This window comes from Roseibium sp. (genome assembly GCF_050301095.1).
GTDB lineage: Bacteria > Pseudomonadota > Alphaproteobacteria > Rhizobiales > Stappiaceae > Roseibium.
Genome location: NZ_JBNKYW010000268.1, coordinates 1 through 7162 on the forward strand (window position 1 = coordinate 1; position 7162 = coordinate 7162).

General features: G+C 56.6%; 5 protein-coding genes. All 5 read right to left on the reverse strand.

From position 1 onward, the window contains the following. Positions 1 to 404: 404 nt before the first annotated feature. Positions 405 to 1001: a hypothetical protein gene (locus ACQY7U_RS23665; RefSeq protein WP_428650241.1), complete on the reverse strand. Its 597-nt coding sequence runs from the start codon at positions 999 to 1001 to the stop codon at positions 405 to 407. Positions 1002 to 2119: 1118 nt separating this feature from the next. Further along, the gene (locus tag ACQY7U_RS23670) at positions 2120 to 3568 is read right to left on the reverse strand and encodes a M81 family metallopeptidase (RefSeq protein WP_428650244.1); all 1449 of its coding nucleotides are present in this window, start codon (positions 3566 to 3568) and stop codon (positions 2120 to 2122) included. A gap of 20 nt (positions 3569 to 3588) precedes the next feature. Next, the gene (locus tag ACQY7U_RS23675) at positions 3589 to 5499 is read right to left on the reverse strand and encodes a beta-N-acetylhexosaminidase (RefSeq protein WP_428650247.1); all 1911 of its coding nucleotides are present in this window, start codon (positions 5497 to 5499) and stop codon (positions 3589 to 3591) included. A 3-nt stretch (positions 5500 to 5502) separates the two neighbouring features. After that, positions 5503 to 6303, reverse strand: coding sequence for an SDR family oxidoreductase (locus ACQY7U_RS23680; protein ID WP_428650250.1), 801 nt, complete (start codon positions 6301 to 6303; stop codon positions 5503 to 5505). Further along, positions 6296 to 7162: MurR/RpiR family transcriptional regulator (locus ACQY7U_RS23685; protein ID WP_428650253.1), on the reverse strand; the 867-nt coding region annotated here is incomplete at its 5' end. The genes ACQY7U_RS23685 and ACQY7U_RS23680, both read right to left, overlap by 8 nt.

Sequence of the window (7162 nt, forward strand, 5' to 3'; positions counted from 1 at the left end):
CGCGGCGTTCCCTTCAAATGATTGCGTAGGTTTTCCTGTGTCAGAACAATCGGCTCACTCATGGCAGAACCTCTTGGAAACTCATGCTTTTGACACCAAAAGCCCAGACGGAAGATGCAGGCATTGGAGAAATCCCGCTGCAGTTTCTACGGAGCCTTCAACAGATGGTACACGCTCGGGGCAAATTTTAAAGACCCTACGAACTTCATGTCGGAAGCGCGGCCAGGGCAGCAACGTCCGTTGACACGTCGACCGGTTGAAATGGAGCGGTGAGACACCGGAAGACAGGCACCATCAGCGGCCCTTAAAACGTCAGAAAAAAGCGAGCCACAAGGGCTCGCAAAGTGTTTACCAGGCGGAGAATTTATTGCGTTGAACCGGAGACCAGTAAAAGGAAACCGGGATTAGGCTTGAATCGTATCGACCAGCCAGTTCCAGGCGACGGCCACCCGGGTCTTTGCAGCATCGAAGAAGGCCACAATTTTTTCCCAGACAAGTTGGCCAAAATCCGCGACTTGCAGCATGGTTCCGCGTTTGACCGGTGTATCCTGGGTTTCGATGAGTTCGACGGTGGTCGCATCAGTCCCTTCGTTCACAACCCTTCGCGTCACCATGAGCGCGCCTTCAGTGACAACGCGTGACTCGTCCTTGCCTGCGACGACAGTATCCTGATCCATCGCGCGAACAACGACGGCCCGGCCATCCGGCAGCAGGTGTGTCTCGTTGGTGTTCACTTCGGAATCGTAAATGACTTCGCCATAAGAATCGATCAACTCGACCCAGACTGCCTTCCGGCCGCCAAGTTCAACTTCGCCGACCCAAATGGTCAATTCGCTTTCCAGCGGATCCTTTTGGTCCGCCGACGCGGAAGCAACGGTTACGGCAAGTCGATCTTCAGGCAACGTAATTGTTTCCTGAGGCAATGGGGCTGCGGCAGCACTTCCCGCCAGGGCGAGAATGAGTCCAAGCGCAAGAGTTCCAGCTCTGGTATTCCGTTGCATGTACGCCTCCCAAGGCTAATACAACTGTTTTCACCACGTCCGGAGCTTGTTGTTGGTGGTCCGTTTCGGACTCGTTATCCTGGCTGTCTGCCTGTTCTGGTATTTTTGCCCTGTCACGCGGTCACGATTTGGCCATTATCGCACCACAATCTGCCGATTGGGTGTAACAAAAGTCACAAATACAGTTAACTTCGGTTACATTCTGTTCATATCTGTGGTCTCGCTCGCTTTATTCAAGCGTCATCACTGGAACGTGAAGTGATTACTATCCGTATAATTGGCAGTGTCCCTAGCGTAAGTTTCTTGACTGTGGCCTGCGTGCAACCGTTTTCATCCAAAGTCCGGTCATAAAGCAGCCTGCGTACCGGTGAGCGAGGTATCTGGTCGATCGCGCGGCAAGTATCGGCTAACGACCAAGAATGTCGCCCAAGAACAATTGGGAAGCCCAAATATCTCTTGGTCTCGCATGCCTTGGAAAGACATTGATTCCGCGGGGGACAATGAATGGGGGTGGGTTCTGGTTTCCTTGACCCGGATTAAGGTTCTTTCCTGAACGATCTTCTGGGCAAACGGGTTTGAACATCCGACACAGGGCCCATGCGGCACATACGGGGTGGCGCAGTACGTGAAATTGGTACGGCGCGAACGCTGAGTTACTATTCGGCCTGCATATCATCCGCAAAAACAAATGCTCCGCCAAAGATATCCCGGCGGAGCATTTCGAAAAATCGGTCGATGGGTAACGAGACTTGAAGTATCGCTCTTGCTTTCTCCGGTGGAATTGTTGACCGATTGATATAGAAATCTTGCTATCGGCCAGTTCCCGCAGTTATGCGTAACCGGTTGCAATTGTAACGATAATGCCTGTTGGTGTTTTTATTGTTCTCCGATTTGTTCTACAAATTCATGAGAAACCTGCAGGAGGTCAGTTTCAACCCTGTAATAAATGACAATAAGACTGAGAGTGTGGCAACTTTTTGACGAAAAGGTGGCATCTAAATCGCGGGAATATTTGACTTAATTTTATAATGGATACAATGGAAGCATTATTTTGATGGCTTAATTTAATTCGAAAAAATCTTATCCGAAAGTCTAATGCCGCCTATTTGAGGCTGTCTTCAATTTTGTCTTTTCCGTTGGAACGCCCGCGCGGACTGCCGCGCCGATGGCGTCCAGGAAAAATTGTGTTCAAAGGGAAACGACGGCTCCGGTCTAGCGGTGTTGGAGAGGGCGGTAATCTCTTGATTGACGGCACCATCCGTCAAGGCCATCCGGGGCGGATTGGCCAGGGCGGCAAGCTCCGGCGAAAGATAACCGGACTTCACGATGAGAAACCTCGTGCTTTCCGGTTCGATTCCGAACCTGCGGAAATCCTCGAGATTGTGGAAGGGGCGGCGCCTCTCGGTCAGGACGACCGAGTTCCCTTTGAAGCGAACGAGCACTTCCCGGTTCCCTTCAGGTTCAGAACCTGCCTTTGGACCAACGACCGCATTGACGGTAACCTTTCTGCTCGAACTACCAAGCCCGCCGCCTATGGAGAGGGGCAGAAGGCTTCCCTCGTCCGCAGTCCAGGCTGCGGCTGCGGACTGCGGATCCGTTATTCCGGCGAAGACACCGTCCGTCAGGCCGCGGTCCAGCCAGGCGAAAAGAACATCACTTCGGTCTCCGACACCACCGCCGGTCGGATTGTCGCCGCTGTCCGCCAGAATGAAAGGTCGTGAGGTCGCTGCTTCGGCGTCGTCCAGGCACTCCGCCAGCGGCTTGGTCGGCACACCGAACTCGAATTCGTGCCTCGCTTCCCAATAAGCGGCGGCAATTTCTTCGGCTACTCGAGCGATCACCTCCGGATCCGTACCGGTGACAACGGCGCAGGCCGTGGCACGGCCGATGTCCGCCCACACATATCCGACCATGAGATTGGAATCGCAGACACCGGGCAGGAGATCCATTGCCGGCAGTCTTTCATACAAAGCTTTTGCAGGTAGATCTTCCGTACTGGTTCTTTCTCCTGGCAACAAAACAGGAACCGGTGCCCAGGCAACCAAGCGGCGGGGTCCGCCGCGCAGCTGATCGACAAGGTGCGTGGCAGCCCTCAGGTGCGTTTCCCGCACATCGATATGCGGGGCTGTCCGGTAGGCGCAGAAGATATCGATCTGGTCGACGATCTTCTGTGTGACGTTGCCATGCAGGTCGTAACTGACCGCGATCGGAACATCCGGGCCGACAAGTTCGCGGACAGAGGCGATCCAGTCGCCTTCCACATCTTCAATGTCCGGCACATGCATGGCGCCATGCATGATCAGGAGCACGCCGTCGAGCGGCAATTCCATTTCCAGGTCGTTCAGGAAACGTGACTTGAAAGCACGGTAGCAGTCTGGATGAACCGGACCTCCCGGAATGGCACGCGCGTGGAACAGCGGGCGAAAGTCCATGTCCGGAAATTTTCCGGTCAACCCGATCTGATCGAGCAGCCCGGCTCCTTCGGCGATCCTGAAGTCGCGTTCTGTCTGCAACACATGCGAATAGGTGCTGCATTCGGTGTGAATGCCCCCGACTGCGATTTTCATCTTCTCGTTTTCCCGGTTGATCAAAGTTCAGGAAACAGAGGTGTAAGCGCCGCGAAACGCTGCCAATCCTTTTGCTCCGGTAGCGTCCAGCCTGCCTCGGCAACGGCATAGAGCCTTGGAAAAACCATGTGGTTGAAGAGCCGGTTGTTAATCAGGTGCTCACACCAGATGCAGGCCTGAACGCCCTTCAGGAGTTTCTCGCTGCCCTCGCTGAGGCCCGTGGAAGGCTCATACAGATAACTGTCTTCCGGTGTGACGACACCGGCCCAGCCCGCGCCCGGTTCATACCATCCCGAGGCCTGGGCCATATCCATGTAATAACGCTGACCGGGGGTGCAGATGACCTCGTATCCCTGGTCGATCAATTCCCTGGTCACTTCCTGTTTCTGCCAGGCCATCAGCAATACGCCGTCCGGATCGATGCCGCCGCCGTGGGAAACCTCGTCCCAGCCGGCAAGCTTTTTACCGAGTTTCTTCAAAATGCCGCGCACACGGCCCATGAAATAGGCCTGGACCTCCATCGTGCCGGCAAGGTTCTTTTCGTCCATGAGCCTTTGAACCTTTGGCGAGGCGAGCCAGGATTTGACGTCAACCTCGTCACCGCCGATGTGGATGTAGCCGAAGGGGAACAGGTCCGCGATTTCGCAGAAGACCTTTTCCAGGAAGGTGTAGGTTTCCTCCATTGCCGGATTGAGAGCGTTGTTCGGATATCCCTGGATCGAGTGATAGCTTTCCGGTGTTTCCGCCTGATCGGCAAGATGCGGATAGGTCTTCAGAACCGCCGTGCAATGACCCGGTATGTCGATCTCCGGCAGGATGTCGATGTTGAGGCTCGTCGCATGAACAACGATATCGCGGATCTCGTCCTGCGTATAGGAACCTTCATAGACCTCGGAGGCAAAGCCGAGCTGCGGCACTTGCTGGCAACCTGGACCGCGTCTTGCGCCACTGACCGTCAGCTCCGGATAGGCCTTGATTTCAAGGCGCCACCCCTCGTCATCCGTAAGGTGCCACTGGAAGACATTCATCCGGCCCCATGCCAGGATATCGAGAAGGCGCATGACTTCCCGCGTTCCGCGGAAATGGCGTGAGACATCGAGATGAGTGCCGCGCCAGGCGAATCTCGGAGAATCCTCGATGACACCTTCAGCTGGAAAAAGGAAGCTATCCGGATCGCTGTAGGCGCCATGGGCGATTTGCGCCAGAACCGTCAGGCCGTAGCCAAGCCCTGCATTGCCGCCGTAGGTGAGCGTCGCTTTTTCTGCGGAGAAGCGGAGCCGATACCCGTCTTCCGGGAGAGTGTTCTCCTGATCAAATTGAAGATCGGTCTGGTGGTGGGATTGTTCAAAGCGGAAGGGATAGGGGCTCTCGGGGAACAGCCGGTTGGACAGCGCGTTGATCCTGGCTGCCGCCGCCTTTTCCTCAACGGATCCGCTGGCGACATGAAAGGCGTGCATTCCTTCTTGATAAGCCGTAATGCCGACCTGCTGTGGCCAAGGAACAATGTGCAGCGGTGTTTCGAGCTTGCCTTCGGGAATGACCCGCCGTTCACCGGTGTCAAGTTCCTCCAGGGTTTCCAGGTCGTTGCACAGAACGTCGACAATTTTTCCGCCCTCGCTCACATAGCCGGACTTGGGTCCGTCCAGGCGGTGGCGCGCCACATTGGCAAGCCCGGTGATGGCGAATTTCCAGGTGCCCCCCGGTGAGATCTCAAGACCGGCCGGTGGTGTGACTTCGTGAAAGTTGGCGATCCGGCTGAAACTGTCAGCGTTTTCAAGGGCGGCGCCGGCCTCCGCCCGTAAGACAGCCGTATAGGCAAGCGTGAAGTTTTTCGCTGTTTTGGCGCTGGTATTGGTCAGGGCAAACTCGAGCCGGGACCCTTTCAGGTCATCGGTTGGACGGTAGAAACAATCAAGTACAAATTGGGTCATGAATTATAATCCGTCAAAATCGGAAGATTGTGTGAAGGTTCGGGGAAGGGCGGGGGAACCAGCAGTAAGACCGCTGTCCACCGGCAAGCAGACGCCTGTGATGCAACGGGCCGACGGACTGACCAGAAACGCGACTGCTTCCGCTATATCGGACGGTTCCGGCAAGGTTTTGAAGGGGTACCAGGAAAGGGCTTCCTCAAAGACGTCGGGATTTGCCTCCTGGCGAATCTTCCAGGCCTGGGTTTTGACGGTTCCCGGCGCGACGGCATTGGCACGGATGCCGTATTTGCCGTATTCGACCGCGATCGCGCGTGTGGCATGGATCAAACCGGCTTTCGCGGCGCTGTAGGCTGGATGTCCGAACGCGGCAAGACCGTTCACGGACGCGATGTTGACGACAGTACCCGACCCGCTGCCGATAAGGTCTTGTTCAAAGGTCTTGAAGCAATTGAGGGCGGCTTCAAGGTTCAGCGCGACGTCACTGGCGAGCGTTTCCGTCGTCATCTGGTGCAGCGTCAGACTTGCAGCAGCGCCAGCATTGTTGATGAGCGTGTCGACCTGTCCAATCTGCCGGACAGCCTCGCCGAGACGCTTCAGATCAGCCGCATCGGTAAGGTCACAGCGGAAGGGCGTGATGTCGGTCCCGCCTTGACTGAGTGACGAAACCGTTCCTTTCAGGGCTTCAAGGTCGATGTCGACGGCCGCGACACGGTGGGAATGCGACAGGTGTGCGGCAATGGCCGCACCGATGTCGCCTGCTGCGCCGGTCACGACGGCAACGGGCTTTGAAGTCTTGTCAGTCACCAAGGGCTTCCTTGTCGTCTTGGTCACGGGAGTTGCTGAGTTGATGCTTGACCCGCCTCAGGCTTTCCCTGGCCTCGTCTCCCCGTTTCATCGCAACCAGGGTCGCGAGAAGGTCGGTGACGAACAGGAAGGCGTACCTGCTGCTGCTTGGCCGCAGAATGTTGTCGCCTTCCGGAAGGTCGATGGCGATGGTGACATCCGCTTGTTCCGCAACTGGCCGGCCGGGGCGGGTGAGGGCGATGATGCTGGCGCCATAGGCTTTCGCCGCTTCCAGGGCACGAACCATCTGGAGGTTCAATCCGGATACGGAAGAGGCGAGCACGACATCCCCGTGCCGCATGGTGGCCGCCTGCATCAATTGCATGGCGTGGTCGGTGACGCTGACGGTTCTCAGACCCAGCCGGAAAAAGCGGTTCTGGAGTTCGTCGGCGATCATTGAGGACGTACCGCCCGCGCCAAAGGTTGCAACGAGGCCGGCTTGTCCAATCAAATCGGCCGCTTTCAGGACGGCGTCCATGTCGAGGGTCTTGCGCGTCTTGACCGCCGCGTCCTGAAGTTGAAGCAGCAAGCTGTCCGCGATGTCCTGTGGAGCGACCGAGGCGGCATCCGCGGACAGGTATCGCGTTCCTGCGAAGGTGACCTGTGCCACCTGGACCTTGAAGGCGGTGTAGCTCTCGCAGCCAAGGCGCCTGCAGAAACGCGTGACTGTCGGCGGCGACACACCCGCCCGTTCCGCCACGTCAGTGATACCCGCATTTACGATGAACTCGGGCTCACTGCGCAGCAGTGAGGCCAGGATCCGTTCGGATTTTGAAAGCTCCGGTTCAACGTTTTGCAGAACGGACAGGATGTCCCGCAT